Source organism: Pedobacter sp. Bi126 (assembly GCF_918698245.1).
Taxonomy (GTDB): Bacteria; Bacteroidota; Bacteroidia; order Sphingobacteriales; family Sphingobacteriaceae; genus Pedobacter.
Window position 1 is genome coordinate 52,115 of sequence record NZ_CAKKMS010000003.1, and the last position, 19,166, is coordinate 71,280.

The 19,166-nt window shown below is 37.4% G+C and carries 20 protein-coding genes; 9 read left to right on the forward strand and 11 right to left on the reverse strand.

Going from position 1 to position 19,166, the window contains the following annotated elements; genetic code table 11:
- Positions 1-19: 19 nt before the first annotated feature.
- Together LQ201_RS10295 and LQ201_RS10300 are read right to left on the reverse strand one after the other, a co-directional pair.
- On the reverse strand, positions 20-1,660 hold the full coding sequence (locus tag LQ201_RS10295) for an NAD+ synthase (protein ID WP_230142113.1): 1,641 nt from the start codon (positions 1,658-1,660) through the stop codon (positions 20-22).
- 48 nt (positions 1,661-1,708) lie between these two features.
- The gene (locus LQ201_RS10300) at positions 1,709-2,383 is read right to left on the reverse strand and encodes a porin family protein (protein ID WP_057931342.1); all 675 of its coding nucleotides are present in this window, start codon (positions 2,381-2,383) and stop codon (positions 1,709-1,711) included.
- A 30-nt stretch (positions 2,384-2,413) separates the two neighbouring features.
- On the opposite strand from LQ201_RS10300, the gene gldB reads away from it, so the two are divergent.
- The 4 genes from gldB (at position 2,414) to LQ201_RS10320 (ending at position 6,427) form a co-directional block, all read left to right on the forward strand.
- Complete coding sequence (gene gldB, locus LQ201_RS10305) at positions 2,414-3,448, forward strand: gliding motility lipoprotein GldB (protein ID WP_230142116.1); 1,035 nt, start codon at positions 2,414-2,416, stop codon at positions 3,446-3,448.
- A gap of 108 nt (positions 3,449-3,556) precedes the next feature.
- Positions 3,557-4,327 carry a patatin-like phospholipase family protein gene (locus LQ201_RS10310; protein ID WP_057931344.1) on the forward strand — a complete coding sequence of 257 codons (771 nt, stop codon included), beginning with the start codon at positions 3,557-3,559 and terminating at the stop codon, positions 4,325-4,327.
- Positions 4,328-4,643: 316 nt separating this feature from the next.
- A complete protein-coding gene (locus LQ201_RS10315; protein WP_230142118.1) occupies positions 4,644-5,438 on the forward strand; it encodes a M12 family metallopeptidase in 795 nt (264 codons plus the stop codon).
- A gap of 47 nt (positions 5,439-5,485) precedes the next feature.
- On the forward strand, positions 5,486-6,427 hold the full coding sequence (locus LQ201_RS10320) for a hypothetical protein (RefSeq protein ID WP_230146636.1): 942 nt from the start codon (positions 5,486-5,488) through the stop codon (positions 6,425-6,427).
- Here LQ201_RS10320 and LQ201_RS10325 read toward each other — a convergent pair.
- From LQ201_RS10325 to gcvT, 3 genes are read right to left on the reverse strand one after another with little or no spacing between them, the layout of a single operon-like run.
- Complete coding sequence (locus LQ201_RS10325) at positions 6,424-7,140, reverse strand: 2-phosphosulfolactate phosphatase (RefSeq protein ID WP_230142122.1); 717 nt, start codon at positions 7,138-7,140, stop codon at positions 6,424-6,426. The two genes, LQ201_RS10320 and LQ201_RS10325, sit on opposite strands and share 4 nt — an antisense overlap.
- A gap of 10 nt (positions 7,141-7,150) precedes the next feature.
- The gene (locus LQ201_RS10330) at positions 7,151-8,215 is read right to left on the reverse strand and encodes a YhcG family protein (protein ID WP_230142124.1); all 1,065 of its coding nucleotides are present in this window, start codon (positions 8,213-8,215) and stop codon (positions 7,151-7,153) included.
- Between the two features lie 33 nt (positions 8,216-8,248).
- On the reverse strand, positions 8,249-9,328 hold the full coding sequence (gene gcvT / locus LQ201_RS10335; RefSeq protein ID WP_230142125.1) for a glycine cleavage system aminomethyltransferase GcvT: 1,080 nt from the start codon (positions 9,326-9,328) through the stop codon (positions 8,249-8,251).
- 309 nt (positions 9,329-9,637) lie between these two features.
- Between gcvT and LQ201_RS10340 the strand changes: the two genes are divergently transcribed.
- Positions 9,638-10,498 carry a tetratricopeptide repeat protein gene (locus LQ201_RS10340; RefSeq protein WP_230142126.1) on the forward strand — a complete coding sequence of 287 codons (861 nt, stop codon included), beginning with the start codon at positions 9,638-9,640 and terminating at the stop codon, positions 10,496-10,498.
- A 17-nt stretch (positions 10,499-10,515) separates the two neighbouring features.
- Positions 10,516-10,767: a hypothetical protein gene (locus LQ201_RS10345; RefSeq protein ID WP_230142127.1), complete on the forward strand. Its 252-nt coding sequence runs from the start codon at positions 10,516-10,518 to the stop codon at positions 10,765-10,767.
- A 12-nt stretch (positions 10,768-10,779) separates the two neighbouring features.
- Here the strand turns inward: LQ201_RS10345 and LQ201_RS10350 are convergent, their stop codons facing one another.
- Both LQ201_RS10350 and LQ201_RS10355 read right to left on the reverse strand, forming a co-directional pair.
- Positions 10,780-11,982 carry a glycosyltransferase family 4 protein gene (locus LQ201_RS10350; protein WP_230142128.1) on the reverse strand — a complete coding sequence of 401 codons (1,203 nt, stop codon included), beginning with the start codon at positions 11,980-11,982 and terminating at the stop codon, positions 10,780-10,782.
- 22 nt (positions 11,983-12,004) lie between these two features.
- A complete protein-coding gene (locus LQ201_RS10355; RefSeq protein WP_230142129.1) occupies positions 12,005-12,613 on the reverse strand; it encodes a ribonuclease HII in 609 nt (202 codons plus the stop codon).
- 100 nt (positions 12,614-12,713) lie between these two features.
- Between LQ201_RS10355 and LQ201_RS10360 the strand changes: the two genes are divergently transcribed.
- The 3 genes from LQ201_RS10360 to LQ201_RS10370 all read left to right on the forward strand — a co-directional run bounded on the left by LQ201_RS10360 (position 12,714) and on the right by LQ201_RS10370 (position 14,390).
- Complete coding sequence (locus LQ201_RS10360; protein ID WP_230142132.1) at positions 12,714-13,052, forward strand: TfoX/Sxy family protein; 339 nt, start codon at positions 12,714-12,716, stop codon at positions 13,050-13,052.
- 77 nt (positions 13,053-13,129) lie between these two features.
- Positions 13,130-13,762, forward strand: a complete 633-nt coding sequence (locus LQ201_RS10365; protein WP_230142134.1) for a hypothetical protein — start codon at positions 13,130-13,132, stop codon at positions 13,760-13,762.
- Positions 13,763-13,859: 97 nt separating this feature from the next.
- Positions 13,860-14,390 (forward strand): DUF4251 domain-containing protein, encoded by a 531-nt coding sequence (locus LQ201_RS10370; RefSeq protein ID WP_215130124.1) that lies wholly within the window; start codon positions 13,860-13,862, stop codon positions 14,388-14,390.
- A 394-nt stretch (positions 14,391-14,784) separates the two neighbouring features.
- Here the strand turns inward: LQ201_RS10370 and LQ201_RS10375 are convergent, their stop codons facing one another.
- The 4 genes from LQ201_RS10375 to LQ201_RS10390 form a co-directional block, all read right to left on the reverse strand.
- Positions 14,785-15,867, reverse strand: coding sequence for a glutaminyl-peptide cyclotransferase (locus LQ201_RS10375; protein WP_230142135.1), 1,083 nt, complete (start codon positions 15,865-15,867; stop codon positions 14,785-14,787).
- Positions 15,845-16,210 carry a YraN family protein gene (locus tag LQ201_RS10380; protein WP_230142137.1) on the reverse strand — a complete coding sequence of 122 codons (366 nt, stop codon included), beginning with the start codon at positions 16,208-16,210 and terminating at the stop codon, positions 15,845-15,847. Before LQ201_RS10380 ends, LQ201_RS10375 begins: the two co-directional genes overlap by 23 nt.
- Before the next feature lie 177 nt (positions 16,211-16,387).
- A complete protein-coding gene (gene dnaG, locus LQ201_RS10385; RefSeq protein WP_230142139.1) occupies positions 16,388-18,367 on the reverse strand; it encodes a DNA primase in 1,980 nt (659 codons plus the stop codon).
- A 126-nt stretch (positions 18,368-18,493) separates the two neighbouring features.
- Entirely contained in the window at positions 18,494-19,153 is a 660-nt protein-coding gene (locus LQ201_RS10390; protein WP_230142140.1) for an SGNH/GDSL hydrolase family protein, read from the reverse strand.
- Between the last annotated feature and the right edge of the window lie 13 nt (positions 19,154-19,166).

Genomic DNA, 19,166 nt, shown 5'->3' on the forward strand with positions numbered 1-19,166 from the left:
CTTTACAGCCTTAAAATAACTAAGCCATATATTTTCCAACGATAGGCATTCTTCTGCCCATACCAAATGCTTTTGGCGATACCCTTAAAATAGGTGGAGTTTGATAACGTTTAAATTCTGCAATGTTTACCATTTTGAGAATCCGCAGCACTAATGCCTCATCAAAACCTTGAGCGATAATGGCTTTAGAGCCCTGTTTCTTTTCGATATGCTGATATAATATTTTATCGAGAATTTCATATTCAGGTAACGAATCAGAATCTTTTTGATCGGGCCTCAGCTCTGCAGATGGTGGTTTAACAATGGTATTGACCGGGATAATTTCCCTTTCTTTATTAATGTGCTTTGCCAGCTCAAAGACCTGCATTTTATACACATCGCCAATTACCCCAATAGCACCGCACATATCACCGTATAAAGTACCATAACCAACAGCACACTCGCTTTTGTTTGATGTATTCAATAAAATATAGCCAAACTTATTACTCATGGCCATATTAATAATGCCGCGGATACGGGCCTGCACATTTTCTTCGGCAAGGTTGAAAGGCAGGCCTTTAAAAGCTGGTGCAAGTATATGATCGAAAGCTTCTGCAACTTCTTTAATTGGCACAATTTCGTGCATACAACCAATATTATTAGCCAAATCTAAAGCATCTTGAACAGAATGGTCGGAAGAGAATTTAGAAGGCATTAAAACGGCCATTACATTCTCTGGGCCTAACGCACGACAAGCCAAAGCGCAAACCACAGCGGAGTCGATCCCACCTGATAAGCCCAAAACGGCTTTACTGAAACCAGATTTACTGAAATAATCTTTTATACCTAAAATCAACGCGTCGTGAATCTGCTCAATATCGGTCAATCTTTCCGATTGGGGATATTTATTACGCACATTTTCAACCTCTTCCAGATCAAAAACCTGAATATCCTCTTCAAAATACTTCATCTCTGCTTTCACGGCTCCATCAGCATCAAAAACCAAAGAACCGCCATCAAAAATAATTTCAGTCTGCGCACCAACCTGGTTTACATAAAACACAGGCAGGTTATACTTTTTTGCATTATCGCCTAATACTTTAATGCGTTCATCGTCATGGGTGTAAGAGAAAGGAGATGCCGCAATATTAATCATCACATCTGGCTGCTCCTTAATCAGCTCATCCATTGGATTAGAAACATATAGTGGATTATCGTTGATATTCCACAGATCTTCACAAATGGTTAAGGCAATTTTTTTTCCCTTAAAATCGATACAGTTAAATTGTGTGGCAGGTTCGAAATAACGATATTCATCAAATACATCGTAAGTTGGTAAAAGTGCTTTTTTAACCACGGCTTTAACTTTCCCTTCTTCGATAAAATAGGCAGCATTAAACAGATCTTTTCCCTGTAATACTTCGTTTTTAATAGGTAGGCCCACAATACAGGCAATATCTGTACAATGTTTGGCTATTTCCTGAGCAGCAGTTTCACACAATACGATAAACTCATCAAACTCCAAAAAATCTCTTGGCGGATAGCCACAGATAGCAAGCTCGGCAAAAACAACCAAATCTGCGCCTTTATCTTTCGCCAATTGAATATTTTCAGTTATTTTTTTCGTGTTTGCCTCAAAGTTCCCGATATGGTAATTGAGTTGTGCTAGTGCTATTTTCATATTAATGTATCAAGTAGTGAGTATCAGATATCAAGACAACTATCCAGATTAAAAGAATACACCGAAATTAAGTGCCAAATAATGATTTCTAACATCTCTGGCTTTATCTGTTACAATATTAGTGAAACCGTTATTAAAAGTTAAACCAGCTACGATGCTGGTATTGCCCGAAATGTCGAATTCGCCGCCGCCACCGATGATTAATCCAGCACGGTAAAGTTTAATGTTATCGGATACATTTAAATTATCGCCAACAACCGTTCCGCCTGTTACAGCATCTTGTTTAGCACTGATGTTGATTGAATTAGATAATCCAAACTGACCATACCAACGTTTTCCATCAGCCTTAACTGTTTTTAGTTTAATGGTTAAAGGCAAGTCTACATATTGTAATTTGTATTTTAAATCGTAAGCTTTCGGTGCAGTGCTGCTACTGGCGCTATAATAAGGGAGAACATTCGCCTCTGTACTTTTACCATTTATCGAAGTTATGGTTAGCGCAGTAGAAAAACTATAATTCGGCGCAAAATTAAAATCACCAATTAATCCATAAGAAAAGCCCAAAGCTATTCCGTCTGTTTTTCCTTGTTCAGGCTTAATCCAACCAAAAGTTGGCGTAGCGGTTAAACCTAACCTAAAACCGTAATTGGTTAAAGGAGAATTTTGCGCCCATGCGCCAATACTTAAAAGAGACAAAATTAAAATGGTCGATATTCTTTTCATGCTATAGGTGTTTATATATATTTGTTGTACATGATGTATAACGTAAAACACTGGCAAATTTATCTAATTTTTCTTTTTGCCGTCACATTTATTTCCTGTAGGCAAAGCAACAGGCCCGATGTAAGCAATATACAGGTAAACATTAGAATCGAAAGATTTGATAACGAGCTATTTGACGGGAAAAACAAAAATGTTATTGAGGTAGATAAACAGCTTAGTTCAAAATATGGTGTGTTTTATGACGATTTTATCCACCGGATTCTGGACAGTAAATATTCCAACACCGAATCGTTGACCAACCTGTACCGCGACCAGGCTTATACCGATTTAAGCAAAGAAGTTGATAGTGTTTTTCCAAACTTAAAAGCGCACGAAGAAGGATTGACCGAAACTTTTAAATACATTAAATACTATTACCCGAAAGCGAAGATTCCAAAATTTATTTCTTTTGCTTCAGGTTTCGCTTACCAAATGCCGGTAGGTGATAACTATTTGGGCATTGGCTTGGATATGTTTCTGGGCAAAGACAGCAAATTTTATAAGGCGATTGTGCAAAGTGTGCCCTTATACCTATCAAGAAGGTTTGCACCTGAATATATTGTGCCCCGTGTAGCCGAAACATACGCCCACGAAGAACTTTTTACAGAGCCTGATGACAATAGAACCCTCTTGTCTAAAATGATCTTCCAGGGAAAGATTTTATACTTCTTAGATCAGGTTTTACCTGAAAGCTTAAGCGATTCTACCAAAATCGGATATACTCAACAGCAGTTAGACTGGACACAAAATTTCGAAGGCGATATTTGGGCATATTTTTTGGAGAACAATTACCTGTATGAAACCGACTATCAAAAAATTCAGGTGTTTTTATCTGAAGGACCTTTTACACCAGGTTTAGGTGAAAATAGAGATTCGGCACCAAAATTGGGCGTATGGATGGGTTGGCAAATTGTAAGAAAATATATGAAAGAACACCCAGATGTTACTTTACAACAATTAATGACAGATAACGATGCACAGAAAATTTTAAATCAATCGAAGTATAAACCGAAACAACAGCGATAGTTTATCAGTTTGCAGTTTTTAGTTATCGGTTTACAGGCCGGAACAATACCACAATTAAGCAATAAAATCGATCAGTTGAACTTTAAAGTAATCATCTAAATTAAACCTATGAAAGTTGGCATTGTATTATCAGGTGGAGGCATTAGGGGAATAGCACATTTAGGCGTTTTAAAAGCCTTTAGCAATTTGGGTATTACCTTCAGTCACATTAGCGGAACAAGTGCAGGAGCGATAGCCGGGGCCTTTTTTGCCGCAGGCATAGATCCGGAGGAAGGTTTGAATATTTTCCTTAAAACGAAACTCTGGCGCTTCGTTCGTCCGGCGGTGGGTTCTCTGGGTTTAATCAATATCGAAAACACTTCTCTGATTTTAAAGGAATATTTTCCGGAAGATTCCATTGAAAAGCTAAAAATACCCTTAACCATTGCTGCCGTAAATTTTAGCGAAGGCCGATTGGTTTATTTTACAAAAGGACCGCTTATTAGGGCTATTCATGCCTCTAGCTGTATACCTGGTATTTTTAAACCCATTATGATTGATGGCCAGATGTATGTGGATGGCGGCATTTTAAATAATTTCCCGGTCGAACCTTTAATGGATGACTGCGACTTCATTATAGGCTCGTCCTGTAACCACCTTAAACCAGTTGATAAAATTACCGGTATTACCAATTTGATGGGGCGTGCGGGTATCATGTCTATTAACCACGATATGGAAAGAAAGGCAAAATTCTGTAACGTATTAATCGAACCAAAAGGTTTAGGGGCCATTAGCACATTCGATATGAAACGTGCAGAAGATATTTATTGGCTGGCACACGAAGAAGCCTTAATTACAATTAAAAATAGCCCAACAATCTCTGAATTGATAACAAAATAGCAAGTGGCTTCACTTGTGTATTTCTTGATATATGTAATATTTAAACTACAATAAAATAGTTTATATTAAACAAATAAACTAGTGTAAAAAATACACATATGCAATAAAAATATTACAATTCTCTTGGTGTTGATATAATATTCCTTTACTTTAGGATTGTACTTTGCAAATGCAGAGGCAATTAACCTAAATGTCTATCTATGTTTTTCAACCTGATTATTCTTTTTCAAAGAAGAAGAATTCCTGTTTTTACGATCTTCTAACTTGATTTCTAAGTCAAATACAGATCATTAATTTTTACCTAAAAAACCTAAACATGAAATTCTTAAAATTAAATAAAACCCTATTAACTGCCCTGGCGCTAACCACAGTATTATTCGCATGTAAAAAAGAAAAACCTACAGAGACGGCAGATTTACAAAAACCTGAATTATCAGCTGTTAATCCCCTTGGCGACATCCAGATCTGTACAGAAAGATCATTGGATGGAACTACCCCAAGAGGCGCCGTTCTAAAGTCAACAAAATGGATTCCGGGAACTACGATTAAAGTAAGTTTAAACGGAAGCACATCGGCCATCAGAGCTAAAGTAATCCAATATGCGAAAGCGTGGGAACAATATGCCAACATCAAATTCAACTTTGTAACAAACGATAATACAGCCAAAATCAGGGTAAGTTTTGTAAGCGGGGATGGATCTTGGTCGTACATTGGAAAATCAACGCCTAGCACCGGTGCAACCATGAACTATGGTTGGTTAACTGCAACTACCGCAGATTCTGAATATAGCCGCGTGGTCATCCACGAATTCGGCCATGCCTTAGGATTGATCCATGAACACCAACACCCATTAGTGGCTATTCCTTGGGATAAACCTGCTGTTTATGCCTATTATGCTGCTGCACCAAATTACTGGAGCCAGGCAGATGTAGACAATAACTTATTTGCAAAATACAGTACAACACAAACCAATTATAGCGCTTACGATAAATATTCGATCATGCACTATTCGGTTCCAAACGAATTAACCATTGGTGATTTCGAGGTGGGATGGAATACCGTATTATCACCTACTGATAAGTCATTTATCGCTTCAGTATATCCATTTTAGAAAATAAATTTTACACATAGTGGTTTTAAGTAACCACTATGTGTATTTTGCTGTACAAAATAAAAACAGATATGCTGATCGCTTTGCGGATTTCCTTTATCAAACCATTTTTAGCCTGCTTAACGTTCCTTTTAATCTGCCAAACCGCATCTGCACAAAAAAATCCCTATAAATGGGAGGTAAAGCCTTATGCAGGCATTCAACAATCAAGATTTGACTGGTCTATTGCAGGTAATGCGGCCGGAACCAGTCCGAATGTATTATCAGAATTAATCTGGAAAAATCTTAAAGGGCCTGGTTTTGGCTTAGATATTAAATACAATATTACCGATCAGCTTAGCATTAAAGCCACTAACCAATACAGCAGCATAACCAAAGGCGACGCAGAAGATACCGATTATGCAGACGATAACCGGCAAAGTGCTTTTTATTTCGATCTGCTCAACGCCAATAAGGGTTATTTATACGATGCCGATTTACAGCTTATTTACCAACTGTTCAAATTTGGCGATTTTAACATCAATCCAATTGTTGGACTTTCATATCATCAGCAAAAATTTCATTTGTTAGAAAGTGCAACTAATCCTGACAGCAAAGGCCTAAACTCTACCTATGTAGCAAGATATAAAGGATTCGATTTTGGAGCAGAACTTGTTCTAAAAATGCAGAAATTCAGTATAGGTGCTACAGTTTTAGGCGGTTTTTATACTTATTCGGCAAAAGCCAACTGGAATTTAATTCCTGATTTTGCAAAACCTGTAAGCTTTACACATAAGGCAAATTCTTTTTCGTTAAGTGGCGATATCAATCTGGCCATACCATTAAACAAAAGTTTACGGATAGAAGTTGACTATAAGATAAATAACATCAAAACTTACTCTGGTGTAGATAAAGCTTATTTTAATAGTAGACCAACAGAGGAAACTCAATTTAATGGTGCCAGTTTCAGAAAAAATGCAGTATTGCTGGGGCTAAATTTTAGCTTTTAATTTTTTAAGGCAACCAAACGTTCGCCTTCCAGTACCGGAATTGCTTTGCAAAGATTTAACTGCAAACAGAAAATAACATCTTCCTCTATATTCAACTGAGCCAAGCGATGGCTATGTGATGATTTGTGAAGGTATTTCCTCAGATCTGCTTTAGCTAAGGCATACAAATCTTCTGCAGCCACGCTAGAATCATCAAAATGTTCGAAATTTTGACGGAGATTATTTACCACAGCACCCGCAAAAAGAGTATCCTCTAAATTGAACTGATCTTTCCAACCGGCGCAAAGCAAAAGCACATTCTTATCCTGACTTTTCAAATAACCGCAAAGTGAATCTAAGTTCAGGAAAGACCCAATTACAACTTGATAGGCCCTTTTCTGAGCCAAATGCAGGGCCTTAGTTCCATTGGTAGTAGTTAAGACAACCGTTTTTCCGTTCACTTTTTCATGGGTATAAGAGAATGGCGAATTACCGAAATCGTAGCCTGCTACCACCTCTCCATTTCGTTCTGCCGCCAATAAAAATCCGTTATCGCGATAGTTTAAACAATCTTCTACCTGAGCTACAGGAATAATCGCTTCAGCACCATTATCTATCCCGTAGGTAATAGATGAGGTGGCTCTTAAAATATCGATGACCACCACAATGCTTTGTTCGATATCATATAAATCAATCAAGGCTGGTGTTAAACAAACTTCTATTTTTTTTGACATATTCGATATTTTATTCATTTATAATTTCTTTTACCTTTTCTTCTAAGAGTTTTTGATCAGGTAAATAAAGTTGATACTTAGATACGAAGATTTTATTGGATAGCCCACCGGTTGCATATTTAACCAAAAACTCATTTTTATCTGCAGCGATGATGATTCCTATGGGATCATTATCGCCTTCGGCATTTTCTTCCTCTTTGAAATAGTTTAGATAAAAATTCATTTGGCCAATATCCTGATGTTTTACCTTTTTTGTTTTTAAATCAATCAATACAAAACACCTAAGTATACGATGATAAAATACGATATCGACAAACATATGCTCATTATCGACAGTTATTTTAAACTGCCTCGCGACAAATGAAAAGCCCTTACCAAGCTCCAATAGAAATTTCTGGAGATTGTCAATAAGTTTTTTCTCTAGTCCCGATTCTTTAATGATACTGCTTGTAGGGATGTTTAAAAATTCAAAAACATATGGATCTTTGATTAAATCATCAGAGCTATTGATTACCTGACCTTTTTCAGCTAAAGTTAGTACGCCTTCTTTATCTTTGCTTAGCGCTAGTCTCTGAAATAGGGCTGAATCAATTTGGCGTTTCATTTCTCTAAAACTCCAATTTTCTTTTATAGCCTGTGCTTCATAAAAACTTCTAGCAAGGTGGTCAGAAATGGTTAAGAGTTCTGCATAATGGCTCCAGCTAAGAAAAACGCCAGACAGTGTTTGGCTTTTTGAGAATTCGCCAGACACTGTCTGGCGAATTAAATCTTCGTCTGCTAAGGGCTGAAATTTGGGATAATTTATATAAAACGAGCGCATAAGCTGCAAACTTGACCGGCTAAATCCTTTGCCAAATTTTAACTTCAAATCTGCAGAAAGTGTTACCAGCAATTCCTTACCATATCCGGCTCTCTTTTTGCCGTGTTGCTCAAAATCAACAATGTATCTTCCAATTTTCCAATTGGCAATAATCAGCTCAACATTAATTGCTTTTATCGCATTCTGTTTTGCCGTTTGTAAAGTTGACCCAATGTGGTAAAGCAGCTCGCTATATTTATGTTCTTCCAGTTCCATCACTTCAAAAATATGGCTGCCTTAGCTATAAATCTATTTATAAAAAGGAAACTTAACCACTTTGGCTTTAATTGGCGTATTGCGGATTAAAATAAAAACTTCAGTTCCTTCTTTAGTAAAATCTTTTGCAATGTACCCCATACCTATTGCTTTTTGCAAAGAAGGTGCCTGGGTACCAGAAGTTACTTTACCGATAATATTTCCTTCGGCATCAGCAATTTCATAATCATGGCGCGGAATACCACGATCGATCATTTCGAAACCAACCAATTTCTTTTGAATACCAGCTTCTTTTTGTGCCAATAATGCCTCCGAATTGGTGAAAGATTTAGAAAATTTGGTAATCCAACCTAAACCAGCTTCAATAGGCGAGGTAGTATCATCGATATCATTTCCATATAAACAGAAACCCATTTCTAAACGTAAAGTATCGCGGGCACCTAAGCCTATTGGCTGAATGTTGTATGGTGCACCTGCTTTAAAAATAGCATCCCAAATTTGATCGGCATATTGGTTTTCGAAATAAATTTCGAAACCACCAGCGCCGGTATAACCTGTTGCTGAAATGACTACGTTATCAACACCAGCAAAGGTACCTTTAACGAAAGTGTAATACTCCATTGATGCCAAATCAACATCAGTTAATGTTTGTAAAGCGTCTGCTGCTTTTGGTCCTTGAATGGCTAAAAGAGAGGTTTGATCCGAAATATTGTGCATTTCTACACCTTCCGAATTGAATTGTTGAATCCAGTCCCAATCTTTTTCGATGTTAGAAGCGTTTACCACCAACATATAGGTTTTATCATCTATTTTGTAAACCAAAAGATCATCAACAATACCACCATCTTTATTTGGCAAACAAGAGTACTGAACTTTTCCATCGTATAATTTAGAAGCATCGTTACTGGTTACACGTTGAATAAGATCCAATGCGTTTTCACCTTTCAGAATAAATTCGCCCATATGGCTTACATCAAAAACACCCACGCCGTTACGAACAGTTGCATGTTCAGCATTAATACCTTCGTAAGTAACAGGCATATTGTAACCTGCAAATGGAACCATTTTAGCGCCTAAAGCGATGTGTTTTTCTGTTAATGCGGTGTTTTTCATCCGTAAATTTTATTTTTTTATGATAATGAAGCCAGTATAGCTGATATTCTGTGAATGATGACGGCTTTATTCGCTATTCTTCTTGGGGTGCAAAAGTACTAAGAAAAAGACAAAATTTTGAGGTTAATTTTAAGGAGATTTTGGATAATTTTGCTATTCTTCCGTCATGCTGAACTTGTTTCAGCATCTATTAAAAAGATAGGCGCTCAGGTAACACAACACCAACTAACTTTCATTAAAACTTAACACTAATATCAAATAAATAGTCATAATTTACGCACCAAATCATTTGGATATCAATAAAACGATATGAAAAAAAGTAATAACTATTTCACCTGGAAAAACTTTGCAGACAACTTCCAAAACGAAGTAACAGGAGCAAGGGATGTACACACAAATATGTTAAAAAGTGGAGTTAAGGAAAACAGCTACACTAAAATGGATTTTACCTTTATTTCTGACAAAAAGGAAAACCTTATCAATCTAGGTGATTTCATAAAATCGCATTACCCATACACCCTATCAGAAATAAACAGTTATGAAGGTTTATGGGAAATTAGCGGAGAAACTAATGAAATCCCAATTACCTCAGAGAATCTTCTTTACTGGGTGATTGATATGTTTAAGAGAGGTTACGAATTCGATGCTAAACTTGATGCTTATGGTGGCTTGTACGACCCTAACGAACAAAGTTTTCCTGATCTATCGGACGAAAAGGAAGGTTTTTATTTTGATAAAGGGTTAGCTTGTTATGAAAGCGGTGATTTAAGCGGCTCGATTATTAATTGGTCGCTAACTTTAGAAATAAACCCAGAAGACGTAAATTCGTACTATTCAAGAGCGATTGTAAAAAACGAATTGTATAGATGGAAAGCGGCATTAAATGATTACAACAGGGCACTTGCAATAACTCCAAAATTTACAGCCGCACTGCTTAACAGAGGTGGTTTAAAGGATGAGAACGGAGATTACCAGGGTGCTATTGCTGATTATGAAAAAATCCTTTCTTTTGATCATATAGATTCAGAAGATAAACAAAGTGCTTACTATAATCTCGGTAACACCATGCTTAACTTAAAAAATAAAGAGCTTGCTTGTCATAACTGGAATAAAGCTTTGGAGTTTGGCGCAGATTATGCTAAGGATAGAATAAACAAACATTGTATTTAAGCCGAAGGTTCTTAGAGATGAAAAGCAAAATCATATTTTTTATTTCCTTGGTCGGAATCTTTATTATTTTCAGACTTTTCTGTGGTGTTTATGTTCACGATGAGTTTGGGGATAAAGAGTTGTTCATCAAACATCGCCCTATATGGAAATGGAAATTTTATTCTCCGATCGGTATGTCTGATATGAAATTTGAAGATTTATCCGCTGAAGAGAAAATTGAACAAAAATATTTTAATGACTTTGTAAGAGAAAGGGGTCTGAGCCGATAAGTTCATGACCTATTATACACTCACCAATTCTTCGTAAATCTTCAGCATTTTGCTAGAGATTAAATGAACACCATGGTCGTTTTCTACTGTTTTGCGGGCGTTCTCTCCTATTTCTACCCAACGTTTAGGGTTAATGATACATTGTAAAATTGACCGATAAAATTCATCTGCAGAATCGGCAATTAAAATATCATGTCCATGCCTGCAATTAATTCCCTCTGCAGCTGTAGTTGTAGCAATAATGCATTTTTTCATGGCCATACCTTCAATAATCTTTACCCGCATGCCGGTGCCAGAGATTAAAGGGACAATCATAATTGCTTTAGAATTCATAAACTCTACCGCATCGAAAACTTCTCCCTCTACAATCAGATTTTCTGAATCGTATTCGAAGAAATGTTTCTGCATGTTTTTCCCTGCGATATAAAAACGAAGGTCTTTATTTAGTTTTTCAATATCGGGCCAGATATCATCCAAAAACCATTCTAGTCCTTCCTGATTTGGCCGCCAATCCATTGCACCTAAATGAAACAGTGTAGGGAAGCTGGTTTTGGTTTTATCTACCTTATACTTTTCTAAATCGATGGCAACTGGAAAAACCGACATCGGAATTTCGCAACCAAACATTAATATGCTTTGGCGGTCGGGCTCGGAAATGGCAAAAATATGGTGGAAACGGTTAATCTGATCGGTTTCATATGCTTTAAGCCGTTGGGCTAAAAAAGCTAAATATTTACGCCTAATGAGAAACTTTTCTGAATGAGAAAGACGTTCCCAAAGGGTAAATTCGATATTGTGTGCCCTATAAATGAGCTTGGCATTACTGTTTGCCTTAACCACATCCAGATAAGGAACAACAAAAAGCCCCTCAAATTGAATAATATCAAACACATTTTCTCGTAAAAGATTTTCCAACTGGCGGGCGGCATCTTCGCTGTAATAACGGGAAACATTATAAGATTCGTTAGTGAAAATGTTAAAAAATGCCGACCATACATTTACTTCAGTATCTAAATCGTAGGTATGGTATTTAATCTGTTCAAAAATAGGATCGTAAATATCTTCGATATCGATTCTTCCTTTTGTGGGGTTGAGGCTAAACAAAGTAATATCAGCGCCAAGTTGCAGCAAACCTTTTATGGTATTATAAACCACGATAGGATAACCACTATTTGGCGGAAAGGGAACCCGCTTAGTAATCAACAGAATTTTCACAATGTTGTGAAAATACGAAATTTTAGGCGTTTTTTGAAAACAGTTCTAACTGAGGGTCGCTCACATTAAAAGTTTTGCGGTGAAAAGGCGATAACCCGATTTCGATTACAGCCTTACGGTGTGCAATAGTTGGGTAGCCTTTATTCTGCTGCCAATTGTAATGCGGAAAATCGACGTGTAGATTAGTCATGTATTCATCGCGGTGGGTTTTCGCCAATATTGAAGCAGCGGCGATATTTAGATATTTACCATCGCCCTTTACAATGCAACTGTGTGGAATTTGCGGATAGGTTTTGAAACGGTTACCATCTATCACCAGGTATTGTGGTTGGGTATGTAATTGTTCAATCGCCCTGTGCATGGCCAAAAACGAAGCATTTAAAATATTGATCCGGTCTATCTCTTCATGATCACAAGAGGCCACCGCCCAAGCCAAAGCTTCCTGTTCTATTATGGGTCTCAGAGCGGCCCTTTGCTCATGTGATAACTGTTTAGAATCATTTAATCCTTCTAACACAAAACCTTTTGGCAATATTACCGCCGCGGCAAAAACAGGACCAGCGAGGCAACCTCTTCCAGCTTCATCACACCCGGCCTCTAATAATTCTTCCTGATAGCAGTTTAACAACATATTGCAAATTTACTGAAATAGAGATAGTAAGGAAATTATTTTGTTCAACATCTTATAAACATTAATTTTAAGGATAATATAACGTGACTGATCTAAGCCCATGAAATATAACGAAACCTTAGCGCTTCGCGTTGCCGAACGTTTAATGCATATACAAGATGTAGAGGAAAAAGAAATGTTCAGTGGGCTTATTTTTATGGTGAATGGCAAAATGTGTATTGGTGTTTCTAAGAACAGCATGATGGTGAGGCTCGACCCTAATACTTTAGAAAATTTATCCGATAAAGATGGCTGGCAGCAGATGGTGATGGGCAGTAGGCCAATGAAGGGTTACGTTTCGGTATCAGAAGATGTTTTAGGCCGGAATGATGAACTGGATTTCTGGGTTAACCTAGCGCTGGCCTTCAATCCTTTTGCCAAAGCATCCAAAAAGAAATAGTCAAATAACCAGCCACTAGCTTAAAAACTAGCAAGAGCCGTATTTTTTGATTAATTTTGTAGTTCTAATCAAATTTTATGAAAAAAGGGGCTGCTATAGCGGTATTTCTGCTATCGATTTCATTTACTGTTCTGGCTCAAGTTAAAAGAACTGCAACATCAACAGAAACCAAAGAAACAAACACGCAACAGTTACGAACACAGGCTCCCGAAGGGCATTACTGCGATTATTGTAAACTAAATTATCCCGAATCACATTTCCCTTGCATTATGAAATCCATCAAAGGCAAATTAGATGTAGCCACTGGCGAAGTAAGTTTCGTGGCCGGGCAGCCTATCAGTGGCATTGTGGTAAAAGGAGGTAAAAATCCGGGAGGCGATGCAATTACCCTCATAACCAACTCAAATGGGGAGATAGAGTTTAATAATGCCAGTGCAGGAAATTATAAATTTACCATTTTGGCACCTTCCACTAATCCCAAATCGCGGGTAGCGGGCACGCCAATCGGGGGAATAATTGTTAAAGGTGGTAAAAATCCCGGGGGCAGTTTAATTACTTTAATTACGAACGAAAACGGAGAAATCGAACTCAACAATCTTCCTGTAGGCACCTATAAATTCACAGCAATGGGCGCTTCTGCAACAGAGAAAAGTAATCCGTTATACAAATCGAGTTATTCGGAAAAGGTAAATCCGCTATATAAAAACTAAAATCGTTAAATTTACGCCACCGTCCATTTTTTGGCACTATTATGGAATCTTTCAAATCTGTGCATCTTTAAATTGTTACACATTTAAAACACACATTATGAAACGTTTAAATTTGATATTGAGCCTTGCCTTTCTTTTGATTGGGGTTCAATTATTTGCCCAAACCAATAAGGAAACTACACTGAAAATTGTAGCAGATAAAAATTATACTTTTGTTGCCAATACCGCCATGCCGATGTCGAACAACGACATTAATAAAGTATTAGCGATGATGCCAGGTAGTCAGGGTGGTGGTTCTATAAACCTAACGGGTTCGCAGTACGATGTTAAGGTTACCAAAGACAGTATTGTTGCTTATCTGCCTTATTTCGGAAGATCTTTTTCTGCTCCGATGGATCCTACTCAAGGTGGTATTAAATTTACCTCTAAAGATTTTACCTACACAGAATCGAAGAATAAAAAAGGATCTTACACCATCCAGATTAATACAAAGGATGTAAAAAGAGAAAACTATCGGTTTACCATTAATATTTCGACCAATGGTTATGCCTCATTAACGGCAAGCAGCATGAATAAACAACCCATTATTTTTAACGGTTATTTAGACGAGCCGAAGAAACAGGATTAAGGGTTTGTCATCCTGAGGGGTAATTAATTGTTTAAAATCAATATGAGTGACGTACAATTGTTTCTTTTCCATACACCATAGGCTTGCCTCGGCTCGCCGCCGCCGAAGGGCTCTTTCTTTTTGGCATCAAAAAGAAACAAAAAATGCCGGCTGAAAATTTTTCTTTTGATGGCAGTTGTGCGGCTAGAACAGTGCAGCCCGAAAAATTTGTTAGGCCGGGTTTAAATAGAACGGAGATACCGTGCTATGGCCTAGCTGAACGGAAATACAAAAGCGATTAAAATACTGATTAATAGTGGTTTGCGAAATAACGTCAATGGTAGCCTGTCGAAGGACCTACTTAAATTCATATTAAGGCATTTCGACAGGCTCAATGTGACATATCGATATTAAATTATTTCTTAACCAACTCGATCTGAAAAATATGTGGCCACTTTTTACCGGCTACAAAAAGTCTTTTGGTTGCTTTATCGTAAGCGATACCGTTTAGCACATTATTGGCCTTTGCATCTTCGGTTTTAAAATAATCAGCTGGCAATAGTCCGGACAAATCGATCTTGCTTTCTACAGCACCCGTTTCTGGATTAATAATTAGAATTTCATTAGTGGTATATACGTTCGCATAAATTTTACCGTCGATAATTTCAAGTTCATTCAGGTTTTGAATTGGACCTTTGTTATCAAAAACATCAATCGAACCTATTTTTTGATAGGAATCTTTATTCAGGAAAAAGATAGTATTCGAACCATCCGTATTCAATACTTTCTCGCCATCAAAAGCCAAACCCCATCCTTCTCTACCGGTAGTATACGAAAATTCAGATAGTTTTTTAAAGGTAGCTTTATCATATACAAAGCCAACTTTTTCGCGGTAAGTTAACTGGATAATTTTGCTTCCGATTACAGTTATGCCTTCTCCAAAATACTGTTTATCCAAATCTGCTTTCTGAAGGATTTTACCTGTCGATGGTTCCACTTTACGCAAACTGGAATGACCATAATCGCCAGCACTTTCGTAAAAAAAGCCATCATGATATTCTAAACCTTCTACATAAGAAGAGGTATCGTGAGGCAAGGTTTTAATTACTTTATAGGTGTATTCCATTGGAGCCTGAGCTGCTAAAACATTAATATTTGAGGTTAAATCTTCAGATTTTCCAGCGCCAAATATTTTGGCTGTTACCAAATGGTTACCCAATTTTAACCCTTCAGTTTTAAGTTTGATGGCCGAAGTATCGGCTTTTGAAATCATTTTAACGGTATCGATCAAGTAAACTACGGAGTCTACTTTTTGTTCAGCGCCAAATTGTACTTTAACATCAAATTCGTTTCCCGACGGCACATTAAGACCAGTCATCGGCGAAATAAAACTACGGTAGGTTGTGGTAGAATCGTCTTTACAAGAACTTACAAATGCAAGCACGATTCCGGTAAATATGAAACTTTTAATGGGGTTAATCTTCAGGCCAAAACGCATCTTCAATATGGTTTAAATTATAATTTTTATTTTTTGTAAATGTAATTGCAATAATATCAAAACGGATATCATTTTGATGGTTCATTAATTCAATATAGGCATTAGCAGCCAATTCCATCTGTATTTGCTTGGCTTTGTGTACAAATTCTTCCGGTTCGCCAAAAGCAACCGAACTCCGGGATTTAACTTCTACAAAAACCATAATGCCATTTTTATAAACAATTAAATCAACCTCGGCTTTACCATGGGTCCAGTTTTCATCTAAGATCTCGTATCCCTGATCTTCCAGATATTGCCTTGCAATATTTTCGCCTGCTTTACCTAAATCGTTATGAAAGGCCATAAGACATAATTATTGAATGAGTGAGTTGTTGAATGATTAAATGTTCATTTTCAAATGTATTATAATATGATAATATTGAATGTTTCGAATATATCTATTCTATCTTTCAATCATTTTCTCATTCAGTCACTTTTCATCCTCCCCATTCAATCACTCCATCCTTCAGTCATTCAATCCTTACTTAACAATAACAGAACCCAGGAACTTAGAAATCTCTCGTTCAACTCCTTTAATTACACCGTAACGTTGCATTAAAATCATTTGGTTATCCTCGTTCTTTTCCTCTTTAATTTCTTTCAACAGGTTCATCAATATTTTTTCGACTTTACGCTTTTTGAGGTGAAAAATGCCACCTAAAATAGTCGCTTTTAAATTCATCGTTTCATCTTTAACATAGATAAGGTGTTTATTTAACCAGTTCTCGCTCAAAGCATATTCTGAGGTTGAAAGTGTAATGGCCAGATCGGCAATATCTCTATCCTCATGTTTAACAAAGTGGTTCGACGTGGGTAATCTGCCATTGTCGATTTCTGATTTATAATAATCGATAATTCTTTTGCAAAGTGGATCATCAAATTCTACATCGCTCAGGTTCTGCATGATGAATGAACCGATGTACATATCATCAATTTTATCCCAGTTTACAAATTCGTGCCCGAAAGCCAGTAATAAGCGCACAATTTCTTTTTCCTGATGCTCATTTTCTTCTACAGGTGCTTCATGACCCATTGGGCCTGCACTGTCATCCCATAAATCATCGGGGGGGCCAAGTGGCTCTGGTGCACCTGAAGAATATGGCTTTGGACTTGATGACGGATTTGCCCGCTGGTTGTTATCAAAGCTTTTTTTGAGCTTTGCCGAGCGCATTTTATTTAACTCACTCAGTAAAATATGCTCATCAATTTCGAGTAAACTACTACACTCCCTGATAAAAACGGAGGCCTTAATCGGGTCAGGGATTTTGGCAATACTTTCTACAATATCGCGGATAATGCCTGCTCTTTTAATCGGATCATTGCCCGCATCCTTAAGCAATACATTCGCCTTGTATAAAATAAAGTCTTTTCTGTTCTGCTCGAGATAGGTTTTAAACGCCCCTGCCCCAACATGGTGCATATAAGAATCGGGATCATGTCCATCGGGGAAGGAAACGATTTTTACGTTTAGTCCTTCTTCCAAAATCATATCCAAACCACGGAGGGAGGCTTTAATACCCGCAGCATCGCCATCAAATAAAATGGTAATGTTCTGGGTAAAACGCCCGATCAGTTTAATCTGCTCTACGGTTAACGAAGTACCCGATGAGGCCACTACGTTTTCTATTCCGGCCTGATGTACCGAAAGCACATCGGCATAACCTTCCGCCAGGTAACAGTTATCTAAATCGCGGACAGCTTTTTTGGCATGGAATAAACCGTAAAGTACATTCGATTTGTGGTAAATTTCGCTTTCTGGTGAATTTACATACTTAGGGACATTTTTGTCGGTTTTTAAAGTCCTACCTCCAAAACCGATGATCCGGCCTGTAAAGTTGTGGATCGGAAACATTACCCGCCCGCGAAAGCGATCGTAAATTTTGCCGTTATCGTTTTTGATCGATAATCCGGTGGCTTCTAAAAACTCTAATTTATGTCCGGCGTTGATTGCGCTTTGCGTCATCGCATCCCATACATCCGGAGAATAACCCACCTCAAATTTTTTAAGGATGTCTTCCCTAAACCCACGTTCTTTAAAATAACTTAAGCCAATGCCCTTTCCTTCATCTGTTTCCCAAAGCTGTTTTACAAAAAATGCAGCAGCGTACTGCGAAACTACATAAAGGCTTTCCTTGGCACTTTGTGCTTCGGCATCTTGAGGGCTCAGTTCGGCTTCCTCAACTTCTATATTGTATTTATTGGCTAAAAATTTAAGTGCTTCGGGATATGAATATTTTTCATGATCCATAATAAAGCGCACCGAATCGCCTCCTTTACCACAACCAAAACATTTGTAAATGCCTTTAGTTACGGATACGTGAAAGGAAGGTGTTTTTTCGCCGTGGAATGGGCAATTACCAATTAAACTGGTTCCGCGTTTCTTTAAGTGCACAAAATCCCCAACTACCTCCTCAATACGGGCGGTATCCATTATCTTATCTATCGTTTCGCGGTTTATCATATACGCACAGCTCTTTCCTCTTCTTATTTAACCACAAAGATAACAGAGAAAAAACACAAAGAACACAGAGAAAAATTTCTTTGTGTTCTTTGCGAAATACTTTGCCCACTCTGCGGCTAAAACCTGCTATTTTACCAAAGGCAATAACTGATCGGCAACCAATTTATTACCTGTTTCATTTAAGTGTACTCTATCAACAGTTAAAATGCCTTTTTCTTTATCCTCTGGATTATTTTTTGCCTCGTACTCTGCAAAAATTTTCCTTAAATCGCATACAGGAAGATTATTTTTTGCAGCCAATGTTCTAATCCCTTCAGCATATTTATTCAAATCGGCATCTAGTTCATTCGTACCATCTTTTTTCTCACCAACAACTGATGGAGTAACCAATACCACTTTGCTGCCTACACCCTGAATTTTATTGATCAGCGCCTGATAAAACTTTAAATATTTATCGTAATCGGTTCCGGTATGAGAAGATTGTTTATGCCAAACATCATTAATGCCGACATAAATCACCACTAAATCAGGTTTCTTGTTCAGCACATCATCTTCTAAACGCAGGTATAAATCGTAAACCTTGTTGCCACCAATTCCGGCTCCAATTACATCATATTTAGTAGAATCGAGCGATTTTTTGATCAGGGTTACATATCCGTTTTTAGAAACACCCTGTTGGGTAATCGAATCGCCAAAGAAGATAATCCGTTTTGGTTTAAATGTCATTGATGTTAATGCAATTAAGCAAAAGCTTAGTAAAATACTCGTTTTAAATAATGTTTTCATTGTATAATTGGTT

Excerpts from the sequence above, each read along its gene's own strand:
- LQ201_RS10295 (WP_230142113.1), bottom strand. The coding sequence starts at position 1,660 with ATGAAAATAGCACTAGCACAACTCAATTACCATATCGGGAACTTTGAG.
- LQ201_RS10300 (WP_057931342.1), bottom strand. The coding sequence starts at position 2,383 with ATGAAAAGAATATCGACCATTTTAATTTTGTCTCTTTTAAGTATTGGC.
- gldB (WP_230142116.1), top strand. The coding sequence starts at position 2,414 with ATGATGTATAACGTAAAACACTGGCAAATTTATCTAATTTTTCTTTTT.
- LQ201_RS10310 (WP_057931344.1), top strand. The coding sequence starts at position 3,557 with ATGAAAGTTGGCATTGTATTATCAGGTGGAGGCATTAGGGGAATAGCA.
- LQ201_RS10315 (WP_230142118.1), top strand. The coding sequence starts at position 4,644 with ATGAAATTCTTAAAATTAAATAAAACCCTATTAACTGCCCTGGCGCTA.
- LQ201_RS10325 (WP_230142122.1), bottom strand. The coding sequence starts at position 7,140 with ATGTCAAAAAAAATAGAAGTTTGTTTAACACCAGCCTTGATTGATTTA.
- LQ201_RS10330 (WP_230142124.1), bottom strand. The coding sequence starts at position 8,215 with ATGGAACTGGAAGAACATAAATATAGCGAGCTGCTTTACCACATTGGG.
- gcvT (WP_230142125.1), bottom strand. The coding sequence starts at position 9,328 with ATGAAAAACACCGCATTAACAGAAAAACACATCGCTTTAGGCGCTAAA.
- LQ201_RS10340 (WP_230142126.1), top strand. The coding sequence starts at position 9,638 with ATGAAAAAAAGTAATAACTATTTCACCTGGAAAAACTTTGCAGACAAC.
- LQ201_RS10345 (WP_230142127.1), top strand. The coding sequence starts at position 10,516 with ATGAAAAGCAAAATCATATTTTTTATTTCCTTGGTCGGAATCTTTATT.
- LQ201_RS10355 (WP_230142129.1), bottom strand. The coding sequence starts at position 12,613 with ATGTTGTTAAACTGCTATCAGGAAGAATTATTAGAGGCCGGGTGTGAT.
- LQ201_RS10360 (WP_230142132.1), top strand. The coding sequence starts at position 12,714 with ATGAAATATAACGAAACCTTAGCGCTTCGCGTTGCCGAACGTTTAATG.
- LQ201_RS10365 (WP_230142134.1), top strand. The coding sequence starts at position 13,130 with ATGAAAAAAGGGGCTGCTATAGCGGTATTTCTGCTATCGATTTCATTT.
- LQ201_RS10370 (WP_215130124.1), top strand. The coding sequence starts at position 13,860 with ATGAAACGTTTAAATTTGATATTGAGCCTTGCCTTTCTTTTGATTGGG.
- LQ201_RS10375 (WP_230142135.1), bottom strand. The coding sequence starts at position 15,867 with ATGCGTTTTGGCCTGAAGATTAACCCCATTAAAAGTTTCATATTTACC.
- LQ201_RS10380 (WP_230142137.1), bottom strand. The coding sequence starts at position 16,210 with ATGGCCTTTCATAACGATTTAGGTAAAGCAGGCGAAAATATTGCAAGG.
- dnaG (WP_230142139.1), bottom strand. The coding sequence starts at position 18,367 with ATGATAAACCGCGAAACGATAGATAAGATAATGGATACCGCCCGTATT.
- LQ201_RS10390 (WP_230142140.1), bottom strand. The coding sequence starts at position 19,153 with ATGAAAACATTATTTAAAACGAGTATTTTACTAAGCTTTTGCTTAATT.